We start from the raw sequence: 25,987 nt of genomic DNA, 5'->3' as shown, positions 1-25,987 counted from the left end.
CCGTCCTCTCAGTTGGCCGGGTAGCGGTCGATGGGCGGCGGCTGGGGCGCGGGCGCGCCCGACAGGCCGAGGGTCGCCTCGAACGCCTTCTTCCAGTTGCCGTTCTTCTCGTTCGCCTCCAGTGCGTCGTCGAGTGCGAAGCGCAGTGCGTTGTCGCCGCGCGGGACCCCGATGCCGTACGGCTCCTCGGAGAACGGTTTGCCGACGACCTTCATCTCGTCGGGCGCCTTGGCGGCGAAGCCGAGCAGGATCGCGTCGTCGGTGGTGACGACGTCGACCTGGAACGTCAGCAGGTTGTCGACACAGATCGAGTACGTGTCGTAGGCGACGAGCTTCGCCTTCGGGTAGTCGGCGGCGATCCGCTGGTACGGGGTCGAGCCCGCGGCCGAGCAGACCGTCTTGCCGGCCAGGTCCTGCGGACCGTGGATGTCGTCCTCGTCGGTGCGCACCAGAAGCCCCTGGCCCGCCATGTAGTAGGGCCCGGCGAAGCCGACGAGCTTCTTGCGCATGTCGTTGATGGTGTAGGTGCCGACGTAGTAGTCGATCTGCCCGTTCTGGAGGGCGGTCTCGCGGTTGGCGGAGGCGATCGTCTTGAAGCGGATCGTCTTCGGGTCGAAGCCCAGGGAGGCGGACATCATGCGGGCGATCTCGATGTCGAAGCCGGAGTAGACGCCGGTGGCCGGGTCCTTCTCGCCCAGATAGGGCTGGTCCTCCTTGGCGCCCACCCGGAGGTAGCCGCGCTTCTTCGCGTTCCGCCAGGTCCGTGAGTCCGGCAGCCGGAAGCCCTTGTCGACTCGGTAGACGGGCAGTTGGTCGGCCTTGGGGCCCTTGACCGGGGGGCTGCCCTCCTTGCCGCAGGCGGCGGCGAAGAGGGCGAGCAGCAGGCCGGCACAGACGGCCAGCAGTTTCCTCGTACGCAACTCAGGGCCTCCCGTCAGTGCTTGAGGATCTTGGACAGGAAGTCCTTGGCCCGGTCGCTCTCCGGGGAGGTGAAGAAGTCCTCCGGGGTGCGGTCCTCCACGACGCAGCCGTCGGCCATGAAGACGACCCGGTTGGCGGCGGAGCGGGCGAAGCCCATCTCATGGGTGACGACGACCATGGTCATGCCCTCGCGGGCGAGTTGCCGCATGACCTCCAGGACCTCGTTGATCATCTCCGGGTCGAGCGCCGACGTCGGCTCGTCGAACAGGAGCGCCTTGGGGTCCATGGCCAGCGCGCGGGCGATGGCGACGCGCTGCTGCTGCCCGCCGGAGAGCTGGGCGGGGAACTTGTCGGCGTGCGCGCCGAGCCCCACCCGGTCCAGGAGTTCGCGGGAGCGCTGGTCCGCCTCGTCCTTCTTCCGCTTGCGCACCTTGACCTGGGCCAGCGAGACGTTCGCGAGGACGCTCTTGTGCGCGAAGAGGTTGAAGGACTGGAAGACCATGCCGACTTCGGCCCGCAGCTGGGCCAGTCCCCGGCCCTCTTCGGGGAGGGGCCTGCCGTCGATGGTGATGCGGCCGGACTCGATGGTCTCCAGCCGGTTGATCGTCCGGCAGAGCGTCGACTTGCCGGAGCCGGACGGGCCGATGACCACCACCACCTCCCCGCGGCCGACGGTGAGATTGATGTCCTGCAGTACGTGCAACTTCCCGTAGTACTTGTTGACGTCTCGCAGCTCGATCAACGGATCGACGGCCATACGCTGCCCTACCCACTTGTCGCTCGGTCGAGGTCAGCGCAAACTAACCAGCCCGGCAAGGGACTTCCCGACCGACACGCACCAATGGGGCAAAAGGATTCTTATCGCTTCGCGGGGTCCGCCGGGCGGCAGGGGCGCTCAGCCCTCGGCGGACTCCGCGTACACCTGGGACAGTTCGGGGCTGCCGGACATCGCCCAGTCGAGGCCCGCCTCGACCACGTCGATCTCGCGGCCGGAGGCGAGCCGCACGACGGGCTGGCCGCTCGGCCAGATGTGCCAGTGCGCACCGGCGACGTTGCGCACCAGGACCGTGCCGAGGTAGAGCCCGGCGTCGTTGCCCAGCCAGGGCAGCTCCTCCGGGTCGTCGCGCCAGCGCGGCACCAGTTGGTCGAGGGCCGTCAACGAGGCGGGGGTGTCGTCCAGTTCGATGCCGCTCTCCCCCACCCGGACCCGGAGCAGCTCGCACTCGGCGAGGAGTTCGGCCACGCCCTCCGGATCGGCGTCGACGGCGCCCGCGAGGCCCGTCTTCCGCGTCCCGTCGTGACGCTTACGCCAGTTGTCCAGGAAAGGGATGTTCATACCACTCAGAATCGCATCCCGGCGCGCCTGCGCACCACAGGGCGCGCGGCCCGCTCAGAGGTCGAGGTCGACGACGACCGGGGCGTGGTCGGAGGCGCCCTTGCCCTTGCGCTCCTCGCGGTCCACGTAGCTGTCCTTGACGGCCGCGGCGAAGGGGTCGTTGCCGTAGACGAGGTCGATGCGCATGCCCTTGTTCTTCGGGAAGCGCAGCTCGCGGTAGTCCCAGAAGGTGTACGGGCGGTCGTACTTCAGGGGGCGGGGCATGACGTCGGACAGGCCCTCGGCGCGCAGGGCGGCCAGGGCTTCGCGCTCGGCGGGCGTGACGTGCGTGGCCCCCTCGAAGAGGGCCGGGTCCCAGACGTCCTCGTCGGTCGGGGCCACGTTGAAGTCACCGAGCACGGCGAAGGGAGTCGCTCCGGCGGCGTCGGCGGCGACCGCCTTGCGCAGCGCCTCCAGCCAGCGCAGCTTGTACGCGTAGTGCTCGTGGGCGACCTCGCGGCCGTTGGGGACGTACACCGACCAGAGGCGCACCGGGCCGCAGGTCGCGCTGATCGCGCGGGGCTCCTGCGCGGTCTCGTAGGCCGGGCCGTCGGGCAGGCCCATCACGATGTCGGACAGGCCGGCTCGGGAGATCAGCGCGACCCCGTTCCACCGCCCGTTGGCATTGACCGCGGAATGGTAGCCCGCCTCGCGGAGCGCGTCGGTGGGGAACTGCTCGGCGGTGCACTTGGTCTCCTGGAGGCACAGCACGTCGGTGCCGCTGCTCTCCAGCCAGGCCAGCAGCCTCGGCAGGCGGGCGGTGATCGAGTTGACGTTCCAGGTGGCGATGCGCATGTACGTAAACCTAACGCCTGCCACTGACAGCCGCCGGGGCGGCGGCCGTCACAGGCCCGTCGAGTCGCCCGGCGCCATCCGGCCGTGGTCGGAGCCGCCCAGCTCGCCGATCTGCCGGTCGTAGATCGGCCGGGCCAGGTCGGTGAGGAGCGCGTCGTGGATGTCGATCGCGCGGCGCGGCTTCACCTCGCGCACGTAGTCGATCACTTCGGAGATCTTGTTCCACGGGGCCATCACCGGGAGCAGGAGCGTGTCGACGGCCCTGCCGGGCACCGTCAGGGCGTCGCCCGGGTGGAAGACGTGCCCGTCGGCCAGGAAGCCGATGTTGGTGACGCGCGGGATGTCCGGGTGGATCACCGCGTGCAGCTCGCCGTGCACCTCGATGTCGAATCCGGCGGCCGAGAAGGTGTCGCCGTGGCCGACCGTGTGGACGCGCCCGGGAAAGGCCGCGCTCAGCTGCTCCGCGACGCTGCGCAGGGTCCAGACCCGGGCCTCCGGGTCGGCTTCGAGGCCGGCCCGGATCCGTCCCTCGTCGAAGTGGTCGGGGTGCTCGTGCGTCACGAGGATCGCCTCGGCGCCGAGCGCCGCGCCGCCCTCCGAGAAGCCGCCCGGATCGATGACGAGCGTGCGCCCGTTCTTCTCCAGGCGGATGCAGGAGTGCGACTGCTTGGTCAGGGTCGGCGCGGTGTTCCCGGCGTGGCTGCTCATGGGTCCATCCTGCTACGCGGGCGGCGTCGTTTCCGCCCGAATCACCGACTGGGCGATCGTGAAGGCCGCGCTCGCGGCCGGAACCCCGCAGTACACGGCCGTCTGCATCAGCACCTCCCGGATCTCGGTGGGCGTGAGCCCGTTGCGCAGGGCGGCCCTGGTGTGCGCGGCGAGGCTCTCCGTCCGCCCGGAGGCGACGAGCGCGGTGAGCGTGACGACGGAGCGGGTGCGCCGGTCCAGCCCCTCCCTGCTCCACACCTCGCCCCAGGCGTATCGGGTGACCAGCTCCTGGAAGTCCCCGGTGAAGTCGTCGGCGGCGGCGAGGACCCCGTCCACCTGCGCGTCGCCCAGCACCTCGCGCCGCAGCCGCATGCCCGGCGCGTACGGATCGGGGCGCCCGCCGGCCGCCGCCTCGGGGGCCGGCCGGGCGGGGGCGATCTCCGCGACGGGCTGGACGGGGGCGGAGAGCCGGGGCACGGAGTCGGGCATCGGGATGGCGGCCTGGGTGTCCTGCCAGGCGGTGGAGAAGTGGGTGAGCAGCAGATCGGTGACCGCCCCGGGCTGCTCGACGGGCGCCAGGTGCGAGGCCGCGGGCACCAGCGCGAGCCGGGCGTCGGGTATCCCCGCCACCAGGGTGCGGGCGTCGCCCGGCCCGGTCACCCGGTCCTCGGCGCCGACCACGACGAGGGTGGGGACGGGGATGCGGCTCAGTTCCGTACGGACGTCGAACGCGGCCAGGGCCTCGCAGGCGGCGATGTAGCACCCCGGGTCGGTGGTCCGCACCATCTGGACCGCCCACTCCACGATGGCGGGCTGCGCCGCGGCGAAGGCGGGCGTGAACCAGCGCTCGGGCGCGGTGCGCGCCATGGGCTCCAGGCCGTTCGTACGGACGATGACGCCGCGCTGCCGGAACTCGTCGGCGCTGCCGAACCGGGCGGAGGACGCCACCAGGGCGAGCGCGGCGACCCGGTGCGGGTGCCGCAGCGCCAGGTCCGCGCCGATCGCCCCGCCGATGGAGCACCCCACGTACCCGAACCGCTGGACCCCGACCCCGTCGAGCGTCGCGAGGAGCCGGTCCCCCAGCTCGGCCACGGTGGTCGCGGGCCGGGCGGGGGCGCCGCCGTGACCGGGGAGGTCGTACCGGAAGACTCTCCAGTGCCGGGTGAGCTCGGGTATCTGGCGGTCCCACATGTGCCATGTGGTACCCAGTGAGGGGCCGATGACCAGGACCGGGGCGTCTTCCGGCCCGTCAAAGCGGTATTGCATGGTGTTCGGCGGTGTATCACTCACGCCCCGCACCCTCTCACGTCTCACAAAATCTCACACAGCCGGGGAAGCCGACCGGCCCGATGCATCCAGCGGCTCGGCTCGTCGAGCACTGCCGACGCCTAACCGACTGATGATGAGCCTCTCAGGGTGCACGGGCGTCCTTGGCGCAGCCTGTCCTGCTGGCCGCGCTCGCGCCTGCTCCACGCGCCGAGGCGCTGCTTCCTTCATCAGGTTAGCCGCCGACTGTTCGCACTTTGCTGCAAAGCGTGTGGCGCCGTCCTGAAGGCCGGGACGACCAGGCGGGAAACCGTACAGGGCACTCCGATCAGCACCTGATGGCCACCCTCTGAGATACGTCGCCGGCCTCACATGCGACCGTTCAGGTCACCGTGCAGACCATCCCACGTGCTGGCGGCTTCGCGCAGGTCTTCAACATCGGGCTTCACGTACCACTTCTTCGTGGTCTTCACGTTCGTGTGCCCGGCCCAGCGGGCGAGGATGTGATCCGGCACACCGTTGTTAGCAAGGAAGGTGAAGCAGGAGGCACGAGCGTCGTAGAGACGCACTCTGCGCAGGCCAAGGACCTCCATCAGCCTATACGCGCGCCTACGGAGCTGCTTGATCGTGAAAGCCTCCCCGGTCTCGTGCACCACGACGTAGCCGGAGTCCGAGTAAGCCTCGCCGAGGGCCAACCGTTCTTTAGCCTGGAGGGTCTTGAACATCCTGAGGGCCAGCAACACTAGACCGGGCAAGGGAAGATCACGTTCCCCGGCCATAGATTTGGTGTCCTTTTCCACGACGTACCGATTCCCCATCATTGTTCGGGTGTTGGCTATGATGATCGTGGCATCTTCCAGGTCGACGTCCTCCCACCGAAGTCCGCAGACTTCAGCGGGGCGCAGCCCCATAAGGGACAGCAGGAGGGGGGCATAAAGCCGTTCCGCCTTGATGCCGTGAATGAACGTCTGGACTTCCTGCACGTTCCACGGCTTCAACTCCTGCTTTCTCTTCCGCTCCTCCTTACGCGCTCTACGCGGAATTGTAACGTGCTGGGCCACATTAACGGTTAGCAGCCTGCGCGTCACCGCACGACTCAAGGCATCCTTCAATCGCGCGAGACTCATTTCCACACTGGTCACCCCAAGCGGAGTTCCAGCCCTTCCACCGCGCACGCGCCCATACTTCAACGCCCAGTGCATCCACTCTTCCACGTCCTCCTCCGCGAGCTCCTGAAGTTGCATAGGACCCAATCTCCCACGAACCCGATCCAAGGTAACCCGGTAGTTATAGATAGTCGTTTCTTCCAGATCATCCGCCTTCATCTCCAGCCACCGATCTAGCCACTCGTTGAGAGTGATCTTATTGGGAGGGACGAACGTCCCCTCCTGGCGACGGTTGGTGATGCGGGCGTACTCAACCTTCGCCTCCTTGAGCGTGGGGAACGTACGAGTCAACTGCCTACGCCTTCCGGTTGCAGGGTCGACTCCCGCGTCGACCACGAACCGGTATCGCACCTGACCCTTAGAGTTTGGGGGGAGCTTCTTGATCGGATCGGACAGGGCTACTCACACTCCTTCTATGGTTGGCCTACGCCGACTAGGCACCGGCTCAAACGGTTGACGACGGACCAGCGTCGCTCCACGCCAAGGTGCAGAGCGACATCTGACGGTTCACGCAGATCCACCGCCAAGCACAGCTGTATACGCGACATGCTTCGAGGATCGTCAGGATCGCCGGTTTGGCCAACCGGCGATCGTTGTTTATATTGCGCTCGCCGACTGCGCGCGACCCACGCTTTCAACGTGGCGCATACGCTGGTGGCGCGACAAATAGGCGGACAAAGCGACAACGCTCGCAAACAGGGATACGTCGGGGATGAGTTGACCAGCCATGCGGTGCAGGGTGTTGTACGTTGACATACCTCTGCGGAGACTTCCAGCCTTTGCAGCTCCTTTCTCGTCTGCCGTGAGCGAATGAGGAATAGCAGGCATTGCACCTGGCGCATCTCCCGCCGGCATTTGGCCGGCGCGCGAGTCAAAAGGGCGCTCAGGCTCGGCGAGGGTAGGTGCGCCATACTGGACGACGTCGACTCACGCATCCGATGGCTGGCTCGGACCGTGGGTACCTCAGTGCAGCCGGGTTGGGCGGTCGGCGCGCAGGCGCCGCCAATCGAGAATCCCTCCGTATCCCCGAACGGGCCGGCGCTGGTACGCGACAATCGCGGCGTGCAGACGTCGAAGTTTCTCTCGGTTCAGGCGCTCGACCAACTGCTCGACGGCCTAGGCGCCGGCGCGGCCCGTCGGCGTCAGCTGGACATGATGCGCGGGGAGTTGCAGCGGGCGCTGGAGCGGGGCGCACTGCCGGTCCCGGCACGGCGCAGCCTGCGGCGGCTCCTGGAGGAAGAGTCGCTCCGCCCGTATGTACGGATTGCGGAATCGGGGGCCCTGCGGCACCGGCTGGTGGGTGGTGGCTTCCCGCCCACGTCGGAGGCGACTAATGAGATCCGCCGTAAGTGCATCGACCTGCTGCGCGAGGCGCTTGGGATGCCTCCGCTGCGCCTGGGCGGCGGGGAGATCCCACTGCAGCCCGCGCCGGAGGCGGCAACGCTGTCCGCGCTGGCCCGTCAGCTCGACCGGTACCTCGGCGGCGCGATGTCCCCGGGGCAGACGCGGCTGACGGCCCTGCTCGCCGTCGAGTTGGACACCGCGGCGCGCAGCGGGGAGCTGGTCGAGCTGCGTACCACAGACCTGGGCGAGGACAACGGCGCGGTGTACGTCGAGCGGCGTCCCCAGGGCGGCGGCGTCAGCGAGGGGGAGTGGGTCGAGACCTCAGCACTGACCCGGGCCGCGCTGGAGCGCTGGCTGGGCGTGCGCAAGGACCTGATGCAGCGTGCCCACGGCACCTCGAAGCTGTGGGTGTCGCTCTGGATGAACCATGACGGCGTCCTCGACGACCAGGGGAACACAGTGATCCGCCCGCCCGGGATGCCGCTGGAGGAGAACGGCCTGATCACCTCGTACCGGGTCGGCCGGCTGCGATACGACGGGCTGCGCCAGCTGCTGCCCCTCAAGCTGGAGCGGCTGCGGCGCGCGGCAGAGGCGGAGCGTCGGCGGACTGCCACGTAAGCGCTCCTCCCCGACACCTATGGGAAGTTGACGCTGAAATATTAAGCAAGGGTGCTAGATTGTCGGTCGTTCGGTAAGCGCCAAGCCCCTTGGGGGGAATCATGGCTGGTGAGGTCACGCCGTCGCGGTGGGCCGTCGAGCAATTCGGCGAGCATGCCGCAGAAGTGATGCGGCATGTGGTCACAGGGTTGGCCCGCGGCCAGAAGGCGGCACGTCTGGTTCAGGTGGCGGCGGAAGGCGCTGGGGCCCAGGACAAGCGTCCTTACGGCAGCATGTGGGCCACGCGCTACCAACTTGTCGTCTCGCAGTTCGACTTGGCTTCGCTGCCCGGCTACAAGCCCCATAAGCCTACAGGGGCCTCGTACAGCCTGGCGGTGGTCGACGGACGGGTACTGATTCCCTTCCGGCATGCCACCACGCTGACGGAGCCGATCTCCCGGGCCAAGCTGAGCACGAAGATCCCGCAGCAGGTGTCCCGTGACAACGGCGTCGACCCCGCTCCGACCCTGTTCGACACTCCCGAGATCGCCGGCGCGGAGCTGGACCCCACAGTGGCCGAAGCCGCTGCGGCGGCCAACGCGGAAAAGTTGACAGTGATCTACGTCGCGTATGCGGCCAACGCCGACAGCGACGAGATTCTGGCCGCCTGGTGGGGCACGCCCCACTCACTCGAAGACGACGGCACCATGCTGTGGGAGCCCGAGCGACTCGACATGAGCATCGCCACCGCGCAGGACTCAGGTAGCCCTCGCCGCGATCTGCAGGATTCGAGCGCCGCCATCCCCACGCAGGGCTGGGCCGGGGGCGAGGTGCCCTCGCTGGATGTCGCGCCGCGCGTCGAGCCCGTCAAGGACCCGTCCGCCGAACAGGAACCGACAACCCCCGAGACCGAAGACGGCAATGAGTAAAGAAACGCAACCATCGTTGTTCACTACGCCCGGCAGCCGCAGCGCCCGCAAAGGCCGCGCCGGGTTGGAACAGCCCTCCCCTGCCGCCGTGCATGAGGTATTCGACCCCGCCCGGCTTGCCCAGGCGCGCTGCCTGCTAGGGATGACGAAGAGGCGCCTGGCCGACGAACTGGGAGTGACCCCGGCCGCAGTGAGTCAGTACGAGATGGGGACCAACCGGCCCCGCCCTGAAATCCTCCCGCAGCTGGCCGAAGTGCTGGAGGTGCCGTTGGCGTACTTCCTGTCAGGGCGCCCCCACGCACGGCTGGACCCCTCGGCCGCGCATTTCCGCAGCCTGCGCAGCACGCGGTCCTACCAGCGCGCCAAGGCCATCGCGTTCACGGAACAGGTCTGGGAACTGGCTTACGCACTGGAGAAGCGCGTCCGGCTCCCGCTGGTCGACCTGCCCGGCTTCGCCGGTGGGGAGGTCCTCTCGGGAACCGAACTGCCCAGCGATCCGGCTGCTGCCGCCCGAGCGCTGCGTATCGAGTGGGGTCTAGGTGCCGGCCCGGTCACCCACCTGATCCGACGGTTGGAAGCACGCGGCATCGTGGTGATCACCCCCCAGCGCGACGAGGATCTGCGATCCGTCGACGCCTTCTCCACATCGCGGCTTCCCCGGCCCCTGGTTGTGTTGACTCCAAACAGGACCGACGACGTCTATCGGCACCGCTTCAGCGCGGCCCACGAGCTGGGCCATCTGGTCCTGCACGGTGACGCCAGCCCTGGTGACGTCGCCCAGGAGCGTGAGGCCGACACCTTCGCAGCGGAGTTCCTCACCCCCCGCGACTCGATCCTGCCCGAACTGCCCGCACGAGCCGACCTGCACAAGCTGTCGCAGCTGCGCGACGTGTGGGGGGTCTCGGTGCACTCCCTGCTGTATCGCTGCCGAGAACTCGGACTCCTGTCGGACTCCGCAGCAAGCCGCGCCTACCAGCGCCTGCACAGCCTCAAGGGGCAGCCCGGCTTCGCTCCCGACCCGCTAGCCAGCTACCCCGGCGAGCAACCCGCCTTGCTGTCCAAGGCGTTCGCGCTTGCCTGTGACCACGGACTGACGATCACAGAGCTTGCACGTGAACTGGCCTGGAGCGTGCCCCAGGTCCGCCGGATACTCGGTACAGAGGAGGACCGGCCGGCCTTGCGGCTGGTCGGAAGCGCCCCCTAAATGCCATCTCGAGCCTATGGGCTTGTTATCAGCAGATACGTGGCGTTGCGGCTGGTCCACGCGACAGGACGCCCCCGGCCGAAGCAAAAAGGGCGTCCTGCTGCGTACGGATGCGCGGGCTACGGCAGCAGGTCGCTCTGGCCGGCCCGCACACTTTGGGTGAAGAGGTCGTAGTCGGTGCGGGACACGAAAAGGATCTTGGCGTCGGGGTCACCGACGTCCACGGAGTCACGTAGTGCGACTACGTCGCCGACGATGGCAACCTCCAAGCAGTTGTTGCCGCCGCTGCTCAGCGCGCTTTTCGCCCAGGTGGCATTGGTCAGATCGACAGTGCTCTTCATGTCTCAAGGTCCTTGATCATGTTCTCGATGTAGCGGCAAGTGGCCGTGGGATCGAGCGCTTGCTTGCAGAGGTCGGCGAAGGCGCGACCGTAGAGCTCGACGTGCTCATCTTCCTCCAGGTAGAGGCTGGTTGTCTTCGTCTCAACCACACAGACGGGCGAGCCCATCGCGAATTTCAGGATCTGAAACGAGCCATCCGGAGCCGCATGCGCACCTGTACTGAAGGGGAGCACTTGGATGGTGACATGCTCCCACTGTTTCGTCACCTGCTGTAGCCACTGGAGCTGCTCGCGCATCACCGCGAGGCCGCCTACAACACGTCGCAGCGCCGCCTCGTCGATCACGCACTTCAGACTCAGTGGGCTCTCGTCCCGTTTCAGGGCCGCCTGCCGCGCCAGGCGCAGCTTCACGAACGCCTCGACCTTCTGCTCAGAGTCCCACATCCCGCTTCCGCCCACGACGGACGTCGCGTAGCGCTCGGTTTGCAGCAGACCTGGTATGACCTGGACGAAGAAGACGTCCGCGCTGGTCGCCATGCCTTCAAGGTCTAGATAGTCCTCGAACGCATCCGTGATCGTGTCCTGGTAACCATCCAGCAAGTTCGTGCGCTTCGCTGGGGCCGCGAGAGTGGCCATGTACCTCACCTTGGCCATGGTCGCCTCGCTCGTCACGCCGTACACGGCGAAGAATGCGGTGAGACCCAAGCCGGTGACCTTTTGTTTGCCGCTCTCGATCTTGGACAGTGCCGACTTGCCGGCGAGTCCGAGCCGCTCCGCAGCTTCCTCTCCCGTCAGCCCCGCACTCTTACGGAGCGACGTCAGCGCCGATCCGAACCGGCGACGGTGGATGTTGGTGCGCCCTTCGCTCACGACATACCTCCCTGGCTCGCAGAGTACCGGTGGACGGTACCGGCATATGCCAATTGCCGCGCAACCGCGTCGAATTGGCAACTACTGCTTGTGAGAAACGTTTCTCATACTCCATCGTTGCTCTTGCTGGAGGGGCTCGCGCCCCCAGCCACTCGGCGTCTCGCGTCCGGGACACCACGTCCCGCCACTCGCATCCAGGCGTCGGAGATGTCGGCACTCTGACATGCACGTTTCGCACGAAACAGGCACAGGAGAAGCTATGACCCACCCCCCGAGCGATCAGGGCGACTTCCTTCTTGACCCGGCCACCGCGACCTCGATCGCCAACAGAGGTCTCTCGCTGCAACTCGGTACCACAACGCTTTCGGAGATGGATGCCGAGGCCACCGCCCTGGAGGTCCAGCTCCGCCTGTTCTTAGGTGCCGGGGTTCCCGAGGATGAGGAAAAGGCTGCTGAGCAGCGCCGGGAGGTCCAGGCACTGCTCAGCAGCGTGCCCGGGGGCACCGACGTCGCGGTCGCTTCCTGGACTCGAGTACGAGCTATGGCACGAGCGCTCCGTCGGCACATCGAGCAGTACACCGAGCGCAATTCGAGCAGGGGTCTGCAGCTGTCGAGCGATGGACGGGATGCTCACCTGACCGCCGATGGCTGGGCGGGCACTCGCGGCCGAACCACCACCCCTGTAACCACCGGGGAAGGCGCCGCCGTATGACTACGAGGGCCGCCCCTAGGAGCCTCGACAGCACGTTCGTGGACGCGCGTTCAGCGCCCAGAACGCTCGGCGGCGTTGCGCCAGTACTCGGCGAGCATCTCCCCGGGCCACGCAGGCTGGCGTACGGGGCCGCGGGGCCCCATTTCCTGGAAGTACGGCGCCAGGTCCAGGACCGGCGTTCCATCGACGGCGTCGAGGTCCGTCACCAGGAGGTCACGGCCTTCCACGCCGAGCAGTCTCGGATAGCTGATGGCCAGCTGGTTGGGCCTGCGGTGATTCCGGTGGACGAAGGTGCCGGTCGCCGGCCACTGCGCATTGCCCCGTGGGCTCCTCGCGTGGAGCTGGACATCGCCCGGCCGGGCCAGGTGAAAGGTCCAGGTCACCGTCAGATGGGAGAACTCCTCGAGGCCCTGAAGGGTTTCGAGAGGGTATGCGTCGTTGAGCCTGATGATGGCTTGGACACCGCCCTGGTAGTCGTCCTGAACGCGGGTATGGCCCCCGACGACTGTGGCGACCGGTTCGACCTCGTACGTGTCCATCGACGCTCTTCCCTCATCTCCGGAGTGGTGTGTGCCGTGGGCTGGCCCGTCTTGTGGTCACCCTATGGCGCGCAGCATCTCCGTGGCACGGCGGTCGAGTTCGGCGACGCGGCGGCCTCCGCGTTGCCGTACCGGGGAGAGGTCGCTCTGCATACGGATGATGACGTCGCGGGCGCGGCCCGACTGGATGCCGGCCATGGCGTCGAGGGCTTGTTCCCAGGTGGCGCATGCCTCATCGAGGTGTCCCTGGCGGACCTGGACCGCTCCGAGGTATCCGAGGGTCACGCTGTGGGTGCGGGCGTACTGCTGCCTTCGACGGGTGGCGACGCTGTGCTTGAAGTGGGCTTCGGCGTCCTTGGAGTCGCCCAGATCACGCAGGGCGCAAGCGGTTTCGTGAGCGAGCGAGGCTTCCTGGAAGAACCCGACGCGGTCGGGAGCGGTCTCGGTATCGGCGCGTGCGAGGTCCCTCTCGGCGCGGCGGATGGCTGCGAGGGTGCCACGGCGGTCGCCGTCGGCGGCCAGGGCGCGGGCATGCACGATAGCGAGGAGGGCCTTCTCGCGGGAGCTGGCCTGAGCGTAGTGCGTGCGGGACATCGAGGCGTCGGCCAGGTCGAAGGCTCGGCGGGGATGTCCGAGGTCGACGGCCTGGTGGGCGAGGGCGCGAAGGATATGGCCGCCGAGTGGGCCGTCGGCGGCTTCGGCCGCAAGGCGTGCGGCGAGGGTGAGGTAGCGCTGGGCGGTGCGGTGTTCGGACGCGTCGAACGCCATCCATCCGGCGAGGTACGTCATCTCCGCCACGGCCGAGTACGTGTCCCGGCGGTGCTGTTCGGTTCGGAAGGTGCTGCCCAGCAGGGGGACGGCTTCGTCGCGGAGATGACCGGCCAGGGCCGAACGGCCCGAGGCTCCGCCGCGTTGCTGGTCCCGGGCGGAGTAGAAGGCGGTCAGCCCGCGTACGTCGTCGATGTCGCCTTGTGTGACGCGCCGCGGCGAGGTCGCTGGGCGGGAGGAGGCTTCGGCCGGGGCGGCTGCCCACCACGCGGCGGAGGGCAGTGCGAGGCCGGCGGCCGAGTAGGCGGTGGTCGCCAGCAGCTTGCGTCGGTGCATGTCCAGGTCGTCGCTTCCCAGCTCGGCCAGCACGGTCAGAGAGTCGACGCTCCAGTCGTAACCGTTGTCAGCCGTGCCGGTTGGCCCGTCTTCCAGTCCGAGGTCGGCGAGGGTGAGGCGGCGGCCGAGCCTGCGGGACAGCGTCTCGGCCAGGATATGAGGCGCTCGCCCGGACGGTTTCGTGCCCTGGACCCACATCGCGATGTGAGAGCGGGAGACGGCCTCCAGTTCGCGTGCTCCGACCTCTGCGGCTACGCGAGCGACTCCGGCGGCGGCTTGAGGCTGGGACCAGCCCGCTTCGCGCAAAAGTCCGGCCAGAGCTTTGTTTCGCTCACGGGCCATGGGCTGCCCCCCGGTTCCGAAATGATCTTTGACGCCTTTGACGGCCTCGACCGCCTCGCAGACGTACCCCTCGTCGGGGTTTCGCGGTTCGCTCAACGTAGCGGCTGTATCACTCGCGATGCTCTGGGACCGGCTGTCGTACGTACCTCCGTCGGTGCAAGTTGGCCTGATTTGAACAGGGGTTGGGTCATGCGTTCCTTATTGGCCTCGCGACAGGCTTCCTCAAGTACCAGTTACCGCACGCGGGGTAGACAGCCCTTCAACGGGCCGGAACTGGGGCGGGATCAAAGGGCCGCTGCTGCGGAGACGGTGCTGCTGGTGCTGGGCGAGGACTCGCCCGTGCCCGAGAGCGCCGCCGATGTGGAGGATCTCGTCCTGCGGCTGCGAGGCCACGTCCAGCGCCTCGGCCCTCTGGCGTCGCCGACCGAGCCGGCCCTCCTTCGGGCGCAGGAGCTCTGCTCGGTGGGCCTTCCCGACGGCTATCTGCCCGGCCGCGTTCATCTCGTCAAACTGGCCTCGGCCACCCAGCAGCTCCTCGCCGCGGCGAGGACCGACAGCGCAGTCGGCGTGAAGTCGCCGCGGCGACGGTGGCGGAGGCCGCCGCTGAACGTCATGCGCGGCGCCGTCTTCGCCCTGGCCCTCGCTGCCCTGGTGCTTGCCGCCTCGGTGCCGCGCAGGTGACCGCTACCGGCGCTGCTCTCATTGCGCTCATCCTCGGCCCGATGGCCTGGCTCGTCGTTCGCGATGGCCGTGCGCGCAGCCACCATTCCCCGAAGCGATGCCCCTCGCGGGGCTTACGGAGATTTTTACGATGACACGTCATCCACGTATTGAGCGGTACGGCCTGATCGGCGACTCGCAGACCAGTGCGCACGTCTGCGACGACGGTTCGGTGGATTGGCTGTGTCTGCCCCGCTTCGACTCGTCGGCTGTCTTCGCACGACTGGTCGGTGAGGAGCAGCACGGCAGTTGGCGGATCGCGCCGGCGGCGTCGGCCGATGACCCCGGCTGCGAGATCGCCGCCGAACGCCGCTACGTCGGCGACTCCCTCGTCCTGGAGTCGGTCTGGCGCACGGCGACGGGCGTGGTGCAGGTCACGGACTTCATGCCGCCGCGTGAGGGCGAGCCGCAGGTAATCCGGATCGTCAGGGGACTGACGGGCACGGTGGAGATGCGCTCGACCATGCGCCCCCGTTTCGGTTACGGCCGTGTCCATCCCTGGATCCATGAGGTCGGCGGACGCATGGTTGCCGAAGCCGGAGCGGACGCAGTGTGGGTGGACACCGGTGCTGAGCAGGTGGAGAAGGACGGCGTGATCGTCAGCGCCTTCACCCTCTCCGCCGGGCAGACCCAGACGTTCGTGCTGACCTGGTGCCCGTCGCACTCCCCCGCTCCGAACGCGCCGGACCCGAAGGAAGCCCTCGCCGCGGCGCTCGGCTACTGGGCGGATTGGGCACGGAAGGGCTCCTACGAGGGACAGTATCGGGATGCCGTGGTCCGGTCGCTGATCACGTTGAAGGCGATGACGTACGCGCCCAGCGGTGGGATAGTCGCGGCGCCGACCACGTCGCTGCCCGAGGAGATCGGCGGCATCCGGAACTGGGACTACCGCTACACCTGGCTGCGAGACGCCGCGACAACCCTGGGCGCGCTCCTGGGGACCGGGCACGTAGAGGAAGCTCAGGCGTGGCGGCGGTGGCTGCTGCGTGCCGTGGCCGGCGATCCGGAGAACCTGCAGATCATGTACGGGATCACGGCCGAGCGCGATCTTCCGGAGTTTGAGCTGCCGTGGCTGCCCGGGTACGAGGGCTCCGCCCCCGTACGGGTCGGCAACGGGGCCGCCGGTCAGCTTCAGCTCGACGTGTACGGCGAAGCGATCGACTTGCTGTATCTCGCACACCTGAGCGGTGTCGCACGCTGTGCCGACACGGCGGTGCTCCACCAGCGGCTCATCGAGATCCTGGCCCGGCGGTGGCAGGAGCCCGACGAAGGCATCTGGGAGATCCGCGGACCGCGCCGGCACTTCGTGCACTCCAAGGTCATGGCCTGGGTGGCGGTGGACCGCACCATCCGCCTGGTCGAAGCCGGTGCGCTCGACATGGACCTCGTCGCCCTCATCGAACTGCGCGACGCGATCCACCACGAGGTGTGCGAGAAGGGCTTCGACCCCGTACGCAACACCTTCACCCAGTCCTACGGCTCCACGGAGCTGGACGCCGCCACTCTCCTGATCGCCGCCACCGGATTCCTGCCGCCCGACGACCCTCGCGTCATCGGCACCGTGGACGCGATCCAGCAGGAACTGGCCACGGTCGACGGGCTCGTCGCCCGATACCGAACGTCCGGCACCTCCGCCGGGGTCGACGGTTTGGCTGGTGACGAGGGGGCGTTCGTCCTATGCAGCTTCTGGCTCGTCGATGCTCTCGCGCTGACCGGCCGCGTCGAAGAGGCGACCGCTCTGTTCGAGCGCCTGCTGGCCCTGCGCACTGACCTCGGTCTCTTGGCCGAAGAATACGACCCCGTACAGCGGCGACAGCTCGGCAACTTCCCCCAGGCGTTCCCCCACATGGGCATGGTCCACAGCGCTCTGCTCCTGGAACGCTTCGCTGCGGAGTCGGCGACCAGCACCAGTGCCCCCGCGCTCCCGGCCCCGGGCTCGGCCCAGGACCGTGCGGGTCGGACGCCGCAACACGCCTGACCACACCGACCCTGACGAGGACTTCCATGACTGATAGCGCCCTCCCGGCGAGGCCGGCGGTCGTCGGCCACCGCCGGGGCCGTCCTCCCCGCCTCGACCCGCACACGCTGCGCCGCGCCCGCCGCGCCGTTTCGGTGCCTCTGGTGCTCCTGGCCGCCGTGCTGGCAGCCGCCTTATCCCTCCGCTCGGTCTCCGCGGTGGGACCCGGTTGGGTCGTGGTGGGCCTGGGCGTCGGGCTGGTCGTGGTGGCACTGGTGGCTGCCCGCGCGACCCGCACCGTCGCGGCCTTCGTAGACACCACGGTGACCGAGGCACGGACCGAGACACTCGCGGCGGTCGAAACGGCGGCGGCGGCCGTGGAGAAGTCGCTGCGTTGGTCGGTGGAGGAGCTGTGCCGAGGAGGGCGCCCGCCCGTCCCGGAGATGCACTCGCCCCGCCGTGACGACCCGAACGCCGGAGTCCTCGACATTCTGAACGCGCTGCAGGTCCAGGCGATCATCTCGCTCGTGCGTGTGCACGACGAGTCGCAGTCCTTCCTGCTGCTGGAAGTTCTGCGCCGCCTCGCCCAGCGCGAGCACGCTCTGGTCGGCAAGGCGCTTGAGGCGCTGACTCAGCTGGAGAAGCTGACCGACGACCCGGAACTGCTGCACACGAGCTTCCAGATCGATCACCTCGTGACGCGGATACGCCGCCACGTCGAGAGCACCGCCGTACTGGGCGGACAGTCCCTGCGTAGCGCACGCCAGCCCGTGCCGCTCGCAACCGTGCTGCGCGGCGCGGTGTGCGAGGTGCTCCAGTACCCGCGCGTGAGCGTCGCTGCCGGTTCCGCCGGCGCCGAGATCGGTCTGCCCGGCCACGTCGGGCCAGACCTCACGCACCTGCTGGCCGAGCTGATCGAGAACGCGCTGGAGTGCTCCGATCCGGCGACGAAGGTGACGGTGCGCGCGCAGCGGGTCGCCGCCGGGCTGGCGATCGAGGTCGAGGACCGGGCCGTCCCCATACATCCGCAGGTCCGCGAACAGATGAACCGCCTGCTCGCAGCACCGGACCGGGTGGACGTCAGCAACCAGGTCCGGGCCGGACAGCTCGGCCTCCTGGTCGCCGCGAAGATCGCCCAGGCGCACGGCATGACCGTACGCCTGCAGGAGAACGTCCTGGGCAGCACGAACGCGCTGGTCGTCGTACCGGACCGACTTCTGGTCCCCTTCCCCTCCGTCCAGGACCCAGGCGTGTCATCGAGCGTTGCTCGCCCCTCCGTGGTCCCGCCGCCGGCAACGCACACTCCCGCTCACGCCGTCGCACAGGCGCGGATACCCCAAGGGACAGAACCCGCGGAAGATCCGCCCCCGCTGCCCACTCGAAAGCGTGCGGCCGAGACGTCGGGCCTCCCGCCCGAGCGGGAGCGTGTCACGGCGCCCCCACCGTCGCCAGGGATCGCAGGAGCCTTCCATGCCGGCCTGAAGGCCGGCACGGAAGCTGACTCCCCTCCCGCGTCGACGCAGCAGACCGGCCCCTGAAACGCGCGCCCTCGCCCCGCCCCTGCCACCCACCAATGTCCGCCCGTCCCCCTGGAGTGATTCCTATGAACACCCGCCCCGCGATGAATGACGTGAGTCGCACGCCCTCCCCTCACAAGGCCGCGGCTTACGAACAGCAGGACGACATGGCCTGGATGCTGCAACAGTTCGTCGCCGAAACCGCAGGAGTCACGCACGCCGTCCTGCTGTCACGAGACGCGCTTCGGCTGCTGGACAGCGGCATCGAAAAGGACTGGGCGGACCAGCTGTCGGCCGCGGTCGGCGGCCTTGCCTCCCTCGCGGCGAGCATCCCCGGCCCGAACACCACGAGGAGCCCCGCCGGTCAGATCATCGTCGAGCGGGGCGACTGCCTCCTCTTCGTGCAGAGTGCCGGACGCAGCGCACTCTTCGAATCCCTGCCCGGCGGCGCCGTGGACACCATCCTGGCCGTCGTCGCCGCGCCGAACGCCGAGGTCGGTGCCATCGGGTTCGCCATGGGCCGCCTGATCACCAAGTTCGCTTCGTACATGTTGATTCCCGTCCGCGCCGACGTGGGGGCTGAGGTCCAGTGACCGAGGACGGCCGTGAGGAGTACGTGCGGGCGTACGCCCTGACAGGCGGGCGCACCCTGCCCCGGCACGTTCTCGCTCTGGAGACCGTGGTGGTCGCGGGGCCGGGCCGCCCCGGGCCCGCCCACGGTCACGAGTACGAGGAGATCCTCGCTCTGTGCCGGGAGCGCCGACGCTCGGTGGCGGAGCTGGCGGGCGTGCTGGCCCGCCCGGTCACGGTCGTAAAGATCCTCGTGTCGGACCTCCTGGACGGCGAAGCACTGACGCTCCCCGTGACCACACCGTACGACGCAGCCGGCAGCGAGTCGCAGGCCCCCTCCACTCAACTGCTGGTGGCCCTCGCCGCCGGCCTGAAACGCAGGTGGCCGACTGCTGACAACTACCGACGAGCCGGGTGAACCGACCATGCATCAACAGGAGTTGCCCAGCCGCGCAAGCGAGCCGGTGGTGGTGAAGATCGTGATCGCCGGAGGCTTCGGCGCAGGCAAAACAACCGCCGTCGGAGCGGTGAGCGAGATCACCCCGCTGAGCACCGAGGAGTACCTGACCCAGGCGAGCGCGGACGTGGACAGCCTGGCCGGCATCGAGTCGAAGGTGACCACCACGGTGGCCTTCGACTTCGGCCGGCTCACCCTGCCCGACCCGCCCATGCCCATGGAGCTGTTCCTGTTCGGCACACCCGGCCAGGACCGGTTCGGTGCCCTGTGGCACGACCTCTCCCGCGGCGCCGTCGGCGCGATCGTCCTCGTCGACACCCGACGCCTCGAAACCAGCTTCGCCCCCATCGACTTCTTCGAGCACCTTGGCCTGCCCTTCGTCGTAGCTGTCAACGAGTTCGACGGAGCGCACCGCTACCAGCCCGACCAGGTCCGCGCTGCGCTCCGCCTCGCCCCCCACGTACCCGTGGTCACCTGCGATGCCCGCACCCCCGCGCACGTCGCCGGTGTCCTGCTGACCCTCATCGACCACGCCATGCGGTCCACACCCACGAGGCAGGATGCCTGATGTCACCTCACCCCACCGACCCCCTCCTCACGCCCCCTTCACTGCCCCGCCGCGCCACGGGCGACGCCGGACGCGGACCGTTCACCCCGCCCGCCACCGGCGCACCCGCTCCGCCGAGTGCACACGCCGAACTGGCGCAGCGCTACACACTGTTGGACCGCCTGGGCGTACCCCTCGCGGGAAGCGACGACTACGACGCCATCGCCCGCGGCATGGCCCGTCGAACAGGGTTCGCGTACGGGTTCGTCAACTTGTTCCTGGACGAACAGACGTTCATCGGCCTGCACCAGCCGGACCCGGGCAGCGGGTACGTGATTGTCGGCCGCACGATGAGCCGCGACCACGGTTGGTGCCCCGACGTGATGTACCGCAAGAAGGCCCTCCCGCTCCCGGACGTGCACGCCTCCCCCCGTTTCAGCGGCAACCAGGTCGCCGACGCGGTCGGCATCCGCGCCTACTTCGGAGCACCGCTCATCCACGAGAGCGGCGTCGTGCTCGGCACGGTCTGCGTCATCGACCCCGAACGGCGGTCTCTGAGCGACGCGACGCGGATCAGGGACATCGTCGTCGACACCGGTGCCCAGGTGATGGAGGCCATGACCCGCCCGCCCGCCGGTCGCTTCCACACCCTTCACAGACCGTAGGCCACCGCCACTTCACCGGGGATTGGAGAGGACCATGACCGCGACCACCACGCCTCCGCCGACGTTGCGCCCGTTCCTCAGCGACCGCCACGAACAGTTGTGGATCGAGGCGGACGCCTTCGCGGCCGACCACGTCGCACCTCGTACCGCACGGATGGAGGCTGCCCCGGGAAGGGTGGAGCGCAAGATCGCCAGCCTGATGGCCGGCCGGCAGTGGTTCGCCGTCACCGTCCCGGCTGCCTTCGGAGGGATGGGGTACGACCACGTCGCCAGGACGATCCTCATCCACCGCATCGCCCGGGTTTCCGGAGCCGCGGCGGCCATCCTGCAGGCCACCCTGATCCCCGTCGGCGCGATCATGAACTTCGGCACCGACGGGCAGAAGCAGCACTGGCTGCCACAGGTCGCGGACGGGTCCGGGCTGCTCTCGATCGCCGTGACGGAACCGTCCGCCGGCGGGCACATCGGCGGCATCGAGACCTTCGCCGAACGCGACGGCAGCGAGTGGGTCATCACCGGTGCCAAGGCGCACATCGGCAACAGCCACCTCGCGAAGACCCACCTCGTCGTCGCACGGACTGACGACGGGGTACGCGCGGACAAGGCCCTGACCGCCTTCATGGTCGAATCCAGCCGCCCAGGCGTGTCCGTCGCGGCCCACAGCCCCGGCCTGGGCCTGCGCGGCTTCTCCGCCGGGCGCCTAGACCTCGACGGCGTTCGCGTCCCCGACGACAACCGCCTGGGCGACGTCGGGCAAGGGCTCGACGTGGCGCAGAGCAGCAGCATCCTGTACGGCCGGCTCAACCTGGCCGCGCTCAGCCTCGGCCTCCACGAGGCCGCCCTGGCGACCACGACCGCGTACCTCAAGGCGCGGCCCCGGTACGGAAGCACACTGTCCGACCTCCCCGTGCTGCGAGGCCGGGTCGGCGGCATGGAAGCGCGCCTGCGCGCGGCGCGGACGCTCGCCTACCAGGCCGCGCGCTGCCTTGACCGGGGACTGCCCTGCGACCCCGACCTCATCACCGCCAAACTCCTCGGCCACGAGTGGGCTGCCCAGTCCGTTCAGGATGCGATGGAGCTGCACGGCGCCCACGCCTTGGACACGGGCTACCCCCTGCAGCGCATGTGGCGCGATACCCAGCACCTCTACCCGCCCGCCGGAACCGGCGAGGTCCAACGCATACGCCTCGCCGAGGAAGCCCTGGACGAATACCAACAGCAGTGGTCAGAGCGCTTCGCCACCCCGCCGGGCCCGGCCGCCCTGTGAACCGCGGCGCGCTGCACCTAGCCAACCCATCCGAGAAAGAGACATCCGTGACCTTGCCCATGAAGGACAACGCGCCGATCACACCGCTGCGGCCGGCACTGAAGAACGTCGTCGAGCACCTCATGGAGAACCTGACTCTGCGGGAGATCGCCGCGCCCAGCGCCATGGCGTACGAGACCGTTCGCGGGTACGTCCGGGAGGTGCGTGCGGCCCTCCACTGCCCGCCTCGCTGCAAGCTGCACGTCGTCGTGCATATGGCACTGACCGCTGGGCAGATCGCTCCGCCCGCGACACGTCGGCGGGTGCCCGACCTCGACGCCCAGCAGAAGCTGCTGCTGTTCGCGGTCGCGACGCACAGCACCCGGTATGAAGTGGCGCTCGCCGCCAAGATCGCCCCCGTGGACCTTGAGCCCGCGGTCGACGCGCTGCTCCGCGACACTGGCGCCGCCCACGTCATGGAGCTCGTCGTCCTCGGGCACGCCTGGGGCCTGCTGGGCGGCCAGCAGGCCAGCAAGGTGAAAGGCGAGGCAGACCAGTGACAGCATCCGCATCGCCCGCCACCGAGGCGCCCTGCTCCAGGGACGATCGCGGGGTACGGCCCGTGTACGAGATGCGTCCTCTGCGCACCGACGCCGAACGTTCCGAGGCCGCGGCCCTCGTCCAGGATCGTCAGCGCTGGCTCACGCAGCGCGGCCTGGCGGTCCCCACCCTTGTCAATGTCCCGGCCATGTTCCGAGACCCGCAGACGCCGGCCACCGGGCTGTTCGAGGACGGGCTGCTGCTGGCCTGCATGATCCCGCAGGTCCTGGACAACCTCTGCTGGGGCACGGGGCCGTGCCTCTTCCTGCACCGCATCCACACCCTCCCGGGCCACCCTGACGACCTCAACCGGCTGATCACCCTCTGGGCCTCCGACTGTGCCGCCCGCCTCGACGTGCCGCTCGTCCGGGCAGAGATGCTGGTCGTCGGTGACCTCCTGGCCGAGCCCCTTGCCGGTCTGCTGCGTCGGCTCGTCGACCTCGGCTGGGACCTGCGCGGTACGGGCCCCGGACGAAATGGTGACCGAGCCGCCCGCCTCGACCTCCGAGCCGAGCACCGATCCGGCCTGAGCGCACTGATCGGCTGCCACGTCGAGCTGCACCCGACCTCAACCAGGCAGGCCAGCGAATGAACGCCATCGAGCCCCAGCGGCCGGACCTCGCCCGCGAACTCATCGCCCGCGCCTCCCAGGCGGCAGGCCGCCGGACCCGGCGCATACGCAACCGGCTCAACGGCGTCGAGGTCAGCCACGACCGTCACGCCGATCATGTCGACGCCAAGGTGTTGCGCCGCATCCTGGCGGAACACGACTGGCCCGGCCATCGCCTCGTCGGCCTCGACGCGGCGCGGGCCGCGTGGAGCCTTGCCCTGCATGCCGACGAAGACCCCGACTTGCAGCGGGCGGCCACCACCCTGCTGAAGCGCGCGGTCCAGGAGGGCGACGCGCCCGTCCCGCACTGGGCTCACCTCCAAGACCGCACCCTTGCCAACAGCGGTCTCTCGCAAGAGTTCGGGACTCAGCAGGTGCTCAACGCGGCGGGAGTTGAACTGTGTCCGGTGCGCGATCCCGACTCCCTGGACGAGCGGAGGTCCTCCGTCGGGCTACCGCCGATCGCCGACGCGTTGGAGAGGGTGCGCCGTCGGCTGGCCTCGGCGTACCTCGTCGACGACGTCGCAACGGTCGTGCTCGCGGAGGTGGCCTGATCCAACGAGCCCCGCCCAAACCAACGGTCAGACGCACCCATCGATCACCTCTACACGAGAAGGACTTTGCTATGAAGCTCACCACCGCTGTCCTCGCGGCCGGCGCCGCCGTCTCCATCGCGACCACCGTGGTTGGAGTCGCCCGGCTCCGGCAGGACGCACGGCATCAGGTCGAGCGGAATGAGGTTGCTGCCGCGCGGAACCAGATCGACTGGCTGGAGAAGGCGGCAACCAACCCCGACCTCGCGGAGCTGTGGAAGCCAGAGGACATGGAGGTCGAGGAGTACATGTCGCTCCTCGCGGCCAACCAACTGATCTGCGCGCTCAGCCTGCGTGACCGCCTCGGCCTCGTTCGCGAGGGATGCCTGCCGTTCCTTGCTGAGATGGCCATGTCCTACAAGGTCTGCCAGCGCTATTGGGACAAGTACGGACAACTCCGGGCCGAGGAAGCTGCGGGCGACGCGCGCGCCGAGCGCTTCACCAGGGTGCTGGACCAGGCCGCCCGGGCCAGTCGGGAAGCCCAGCCCGCAGCAGCGTGACACCACAGGAGTCGCCACGGAACGACTCCTGGATCGCCTTTAAAGCCCGCTGTCGCGCGGATCGGACGGGGCACTCCGTCCGATCCGTGGGCAAATGAGAGGGAGAGCACCAATGACGCGGTACCGGCCGGGCCAGTGCCAAACCGTGAGGCCCTCAACCACTGTCATCCAAAGGAGCGAGTAGTGATTGCTCTTGACCCGCCGCCGGCCACGTCACCGTCCGGTACCGACCGCACCTGGCACCCCTGGACGCCGATCCAGCAGGCGGAGCGGCTGACACTCGTCTCCGGACGCGGCTGCCACGTGAGCGACGCCCAGGGGCGCAGCTACCTGGACATGCGCTCGGGGACCCTGAACGCCACGGTCGGCTACAGCCACCCGGCGGTGGTGGAGGCGATGCACGCTCAGGCGTCGAAGCTGATGACCTGGGACCTGGCCGAGGTGTCCACCCTGCCGGCGAGAGACCTGGCCGACCGGATCGCCGGACTCCTGCCCGCGCCGCTCGAGTACACGCTGTTCTGCAACTCGGGGTCGGAGGCGACCGAGGCAGCAGTGAAGGTCGCGCGGATGTGGCACTGGATCGAGGGACGCCCCGAGCGCACGGTGGTGCTGTCGTTCGCCGACGGGTGCCACGGAGCGACCACGGCGGCAATCGCCGCGACCGCCTCGGCTTTCCGGCGCGAGGGTGTCGGGCCTCTGCCCGACGGTTACACCCACCTGGCCACCCCACGCTGTACGGCGTGCGCTGAGGGAACGGAACACGGTGAGTGCCGCATCCCCGGAGCCGAGGAGTGGGAGGCGCAGATCCTGGCCATCGGCGCGGAGTCGGTCGCCGCCGTCCTCGTAGAGCCGATCCTGAGCGTCGGAGGCGTCATCGTCCCCCCGCCCGGCCGGCTGGCCGAACTGCGAGCGCTGTGCGACCGGTACGGCATCTTGCTGATCGCGGACGAGGTGACGACCGGTCTCGGCCGTACGGGCGCGTATTTCGGGTTCGAGCACGACCTCGGCTCTGGCGGGACGGCCCCGGACATCATCACCACGGCCAAGGGCCTGACCGGCGGGTACGCGCCGCTGGCCGCCGTGACCGTCCGTGCGGACATCTACGCCGCCTTTGCCCGCGACCCGCTGCTCGGCGGGCTGCGGCACGGTCACACCACCGGCGGTCACACGACCGCCTGCGCCGTTGCCCTCACCGTCCTGGACATCGTCGAGGGCGACATGCTCGTCGCCGCTGCCGCCGACCGGGGCGAACAACTCTTGGACGCACTGGCTCCGTTGAAGGAGCGGCTGGCCGTGCGCGACGTGCGCGGGCGGGGCCTGCTGATCGGCGTCGAGATGGCCTCCAGGGAACTGGCCTGCTCCGTCGCCCGGGCGGCGCAGGAGCAGGGTGTCCTAATCCGCGCATTCGGTCCGGTCCTGACGTTGGCCCCTCCGCTGGTCATCAGCGAGGAGGAGGTCGAGGACGGAGCCCTCGTCCTGTCGGACGCCATCGGCGCCGTCACCGCAGGCGGTGCGCGATGAACAGGCTCCGCGACACTGTTGTCCTCCCCCTGTCCGTGCGCGGAAGGCGGCTGGAGCTGCCCACCCCGAAGGAACTCCTGCCGATCGGGCCGGGCCGCGTCGCGCTGGACGACACCCTGGACCTGCTGGCCCCGCACACCGACCGACTCCGGCACGTCGCGGTCCTCGGACCGGACCGCGAACTCCCTTGGCCTCGTCCCACCCATCAGCACCCTGGCCTGGGCCGATCTGCCGAGCCGATCGCAAAGGCTTCGAAGCGCGGACACTGAGGA

Annotated in this window: 29 protein-coding genes; 18 read left to right on the top strand and 11 right to left on the bottom strand. The window is 68.9% G+C overall.

Annotated features, from left to right (window positions below; all coding sequences use genetic code 11):
* Positions 1 to 8 precede the first annotated feature (8 nt).
* The 7 genes from AB0L33_RS29425 to AB0L33_RS29395 form a co-directional block, all read right to left on the bottom strand.
* Positions 9 to 920, bottom strand: coding sequence for a glutamate ABC transporter substrate-binding protein (locus tag AB0L33_RS29425; RefSeq protein ID WP_365686263.1), 912 nt, complete (start codon positions 918 to 920; stop codon positions 9 to 11).
* A gap of 14 nt (positions 921 to 934) precedes the next feature.
* Entirely contained in the window at positions 935 to 1,678 is a 744-nt protein-coding gene (locus AB0L33_RS29420; RefSeq protein ID WP_365686261.1) for an amino acid ABC transporter ATP-binding protein, read from the bottom strand.
* 138 nt (positions 1,679 to 1,816) lie between these two features.
* Positions 1,817 to 2,257, bottom strand: a complete 441-nt coding sequence (locus AB0L33_RS29415; RefSeq protein WP_365686260.1) for a DUF6278 family protein — start codon at positions 2,255 to 2,257, stop codon at positions 1,817 to 1,819.
* A 54-nt stretch (positions 2,258 to 2,311) separates the two neighbouring features.
* Positions 2,312 to 3,091 carry an exodeoxyribonuclease III gene (locus AB0L33_RS29410; RefSeq protein WP_365686259.1) on the bottom strand — a complete coding sequence of 260 codons (780 nt, stop codon included), beginning with the start codon at positions 3,089 to 3,091 and terminating at the stop codon, positions 2,312 to 2,314.
* A 48-nt stretch (positions 3,092 to 3,139) separates the two neighbouring features.
* Positions 3,140 to 3,799 carry an MBL fold metallo-hydrolase gene (locus AB0L33_RS29405; protein WP_365686257.1) on the bottom strand — a complete coding sequence of 220 codons (660 nt, stop codon included), beginning with the start codon at positions 3,797 to 3,799 and terminating at the stop codon, positions 3,140 to 3,142.
* A gap of 12 nt (positions 3,800 to 3,811) precedes the next feature.
* Positions 3,812 to 5,089, bottom strand: coding sequence for an alpha/beta fold hydrolase (locus tag AB0L33_RS29400; protein ID WP_365686255.1), 1,278 nt, complete (start codon positions 5,087 to 5,089; stop codon positions 3,812 to 3,814).
* Between the two features lie 344 nt (positions 5,090 to 5,433).
* Positions 5,434 to 6,567: a tyrosine-type recombinase/integrase gene (locus tag AB0L33_RS29395; protein WP_365686254.1), complete on the bottom strand. Its 1,134-nt coding sequence runs from the start codon at positions 6,565 to 6,567 to the stop codon at positions 5,434 to 5,436.
* Positions 6,568 to 7,293: 726 nt separating this feature from the next.
* Between AB0L33_RS29395 and AB0L33_RS29390 the strand changes: the two genes are divergently transcribed.
* The 3 genes from AB0L33_RS29390 (at position 7,294) to AB0L33_RS29380 (ending at position 10,305) form a co-directional block, all read left to right on the top strand.
* Entirely contained in the window at positions 7,294 to 8,193 is a 900-nt protein-coding gene (locus AB0L33_RS29390) for a hypothetical protein (protein ID WP_365686253.1), read from the top strand.
* Positions 8,194 to 8,294: 101 nt separating this feature from the next.
* Positions 8,295 to 9,101 carry a hypothetical protein gene (locus tag AB0L33_RS29385; protein ID WP_365686252.1) on the top strand — a complete coding sequence of 269 codons (807 nt, stop codon included), beginning with the start codon at positions 8,295 to 8,297 and terminating at the stop codon, positions 9,099 to 9,101.
* 88 nt (positions 9,102 to 9,189) lie between these two features.
* Positions 9,190 to 10,305: an XRE family transcriptional regulator gene (locus AB0L33_RS29380; RefSeq protein ID WP_365686250.1), complete on the top strand. Its 1,116-nt coding sequence runs from the start codon at positions 9,190 to 9,192 to the stop codon at positions 10,303 to 10,305.
* Positions 10,306 to 10,424: 119 nt separating this feature from the next.
* On the opposite strand, the gene AB0L33_RS29375 is transcribed toward AB0L33_RS29380, so the two are convergent.
* Both AB0L33_RS29375 and AB0L33_RS29370 read right to left on the bottom strand, forming a co-directional pair.
* The gene (locus AB0L33_RS29375) at positions 10,425 to 10,646 is read right to left on the bottom strand and encodes a DUF397 domain-containing protein (RefSeq protein ID WP_365686248.1); all 222 of its coding nucleotides are present in this window, start codon (positions 10,644 to 10,646) and stop codon (positions 10,425 to 10,427) included.
* Positions 10,643 to 11,515, bottom strand: coding sequence for a helix-turn-helix transcriptional regulator (locus AB0L33_RS29370; protein WP_365686246.1), 873 nt, complete (start codon positions 11,513 to 11,515; stop codon positions 10,643 to 10,645). The genes AB0L33_RS29375 and AB0L33_RS29370 overlap by 4 nt, the downstream gene beginning before the upstream one ends.
* A 259-nt stretch (positions 11,516 to 11,774) precedes the next feature.
* Between AB0L33_RS29370 and AB0L33_RS29365 the strand changes: the two genes are divergently transcribed.
* Positions 11,775 to 12,227: a hypothetical protein gene (locus AB0L33_RS29365; protein WP_365686244.1), complete on the top strand. Its 453-nt coding sequence runs from the start codon at positions 11,775 to 11,777 to the stop codon at positions 12,225 to 12,227.
* 50 nt (positions 12,228 to 12,277) lie between these two features.
* On the opposite strand, the gene AB0L33_RS29360 is transcribed toward AB0L33_RS29365, so the two are convergent.
* Together AB0L33_RS29360 and AB0L33_RS29355 are read right to left on the bottom strand one after the other, a co-directional pair.
* Positions 12,278 to 12,766, bottom strand: coding sequence for an SAM-dependent methyltransferase (locus AB0L33_RS29360; RefSeq protein ID WP_365686241.1), 489 nt, complete (start codon positions 12,764 to 12,766; stop codon positions 12,278 to 12,280).
* 57 nt (positions 12,767 to 12,823) lie between these two features.
* Entirely contained in the window at positions 12,824 to 14,212 is a 1,389-nt protein-coding gene (locus AB0L33_RS29355) for a Tat pathway signal protein (protein WP_365686240.1), read from the bottom strand.
* Positions 14,213 to 14,521: 309 nt separating this feature from the next.
* Here AB0L33_RS29355 and AB0L33_RS29350 point away from each other — a divergent pair, with 309 nt between their 5' ends.
* The 14 genes from AB0L33_RS29350 (at position 14,522) to AB0L33_RS29285 (ending at position 25,984) form a co-directional block, all read left to right on the top strand.
* On the top strand, positions 14,522 to 14,893 hold the full coding sequence (locus tag AB0L33_RS29350) for a DUF6415 family natural product biosynthesis protein (RefSeq protein ID WP_365686238.1): 372 nt from the start codon (positions 14,522 to 14,524) through the stop codon (positions 14,891 to 14,893).
* Positions 14,894 to 15,023: 130 nt separating this feature from the next.
* Entirely contained in the window at positions 15,024 to 16,910 is a 1,887-nt protein-coding gene (locus tag AB0L33_RS29345; protein ID WP_365686236.1) for a glycoside hydrolase family 15 protein, read from the top strand.
* Positions 16,911 to 16,936: 26 nt separating this feature from the next.
* Positions 16,937 to 18,427 (top strand): ATP-binding protein, encoded by a 1,491-nt coding sequence (locus AB0L33_RS29340; RefSeq protein WP_365686235.1) that lies wholly within the window; start codon positions 16,937 to 16,939, stop codon positions 18,425 to 18,427.
* 65 nt (positions 18,428 to 18,492) lie between these two features.
* Entirely contained in the window at positions 18,493 to 18,999 is a 507-nt protein-coding gene (locus tag AB0L33_RS29335) for a roadblock/LC7 domain-containing protein (protein WP_365686233.1), read from the top strand.
* Complete coding sequence (locus tag AB0L33_RS29330) at positions 18,996 to 19,394, top strand: DUF742 domain-containing protein (RefSeq protein WP_365686231.1); 399 nt, start codon at positions 18,996 to 18,998, stop codon at positions 19,392 to 19,394. Before AB0L33_RS29335 ends, AB0L33_RS29330 begins: the two co-directional genes overlap by 4 nt.
* A 46-nt stretch (positions 19,395 to 19,440) precedes the next feature.
* Positions 19,441 to 20,001 carry an ATP/GTP-binding protein gene (locus AB0L33_RS29325; protein WP_365686297.1) on the top strand — a complete coding sequence of 187 codons (561 nt, stop codon included), beginning with the start codon at positions 19,441 to 19,443 and terminating at the stop codon, positions 19,999 to 20,001.
* A complete protein-coding gene (locus AB0L33_RS29320; RefSeq protein ID WP_365686230.1) occupies positions 20,001 to 20,645 on the top strand; it encodes a GAF domain-containing protein in 645 nt (214 codons plus the stop codon). Before AB0L33_RS29325 ends, AB0L33_RS29320 begins: the two co-directional genes overlap by 1 nt.
* Before the next feature lie 34 nt (positions 20,646 to 20,679).
* Positions 20,680 to 21,912 (top strand): acyl-CoA dehydrogenase family protein, encoded by a 1,233-nt coding sequence (locus tag AB0L33_RS29315; protein WP_365686228.1) that lies wholly within the window; start codon positions 20,680 to 20,682, stop codon positions 21,910 to 21,912.
* 47 nt (positions 21,913 to 21,959) lie between these two features.
* On the top strand, positions 21,960 to 22,451 hold the full coding sequence (locus AB0L33_RS29310) for a DNA-binding protein (protein ID WP_365686227.1): 492 nt from the start codon (positions 21,960 to 21,962) through the stop codon (positions 22,449 to 22,451).
* Positions 22,448 to 23,083: a hypothetical protein gene (locus tag AB0L33_RS29305; RefSeq protein WP_365686225.1), complete on the top strand. Its 636-nt coding sequence runs from the start codon at positions 22,448 to 22,450 to the stop codon at positions 23,081 to 23,083. The genes AB0L33_RS29310 and AB0L33_RS29305 overlap by 4 nt, the downstream gene beginning before the upstream one ends.
* Positions 23,080 to 23,655 (top strand): DUF6624 domain-containing protein, encoded by a 576-nt coding sequence (locus tag AB0L33_RS29300; protein WP_365686223.1) that lies wholly within the window; start codon positions 23,080 to 23,082, stop codon positions 23,653 to 23,655. Before AB0L33_RS29305 ends, AB0L33_RS29300 begins: the two co-directional genes overlap by 4 nt.
* A 71-nt stretch (positions 23,656 to 23,726) precedes the next feature.
* Positions 23,727 to 24,194: a DUF6082 family protein gene (locus AB0L33_RS29295; protein ID WP_365686222.1), complete on the top strand. Its 468-nt coding sequence runs from the start codon at positions 23,727 to 23,729 to the stop codon at positions 24,192 to 24,194.
* A 183-nt stretch (positions 24,195 to 24,377) separates the two neighbouring features.
* Positions 24,378 to 25,715, top strand: coding sequence for an aminotransferase class III-fold pyridoxal phosphate-dependent enzyme (locus tag AB0L33_RS29290; RefSeq protein ID WP_365686220.1), 1,338 nt, complete (start codon positions 24,378 to 24,380; stop codon positions 25,713 to 25,715).
* Entirely contained in the window at positions 25,712 to 25,984 is a 273-nt protein-coding gene (locus tag AB0L33_RS29285; protein ID WP_365686219.1) for a hypothetical protein, read from the top strand. The genes AB0L33_RS29290 and AB0L33_RS29285 overlap by 4 nt, the downstream gene beginning before the upstream one ends.
* Positions 25,985 to 25,987 lie beyond the last annotated feature (3 nt).

The sequence above is a fragment of the Streptomyces sp. NPDC052299 genome (assembly GCF_040679335.1).
Taxonomy (GTDB): domain Bacteria; phylum Actinomycetota; class Actinomycetes; order Streptomycetales; family Streptomycetaceae; genus Streptomyces.
Note: the sequence above shows the minus strand (reverse complement) of the source record. Positions and strands in the feature narration are given on the sequence as shown.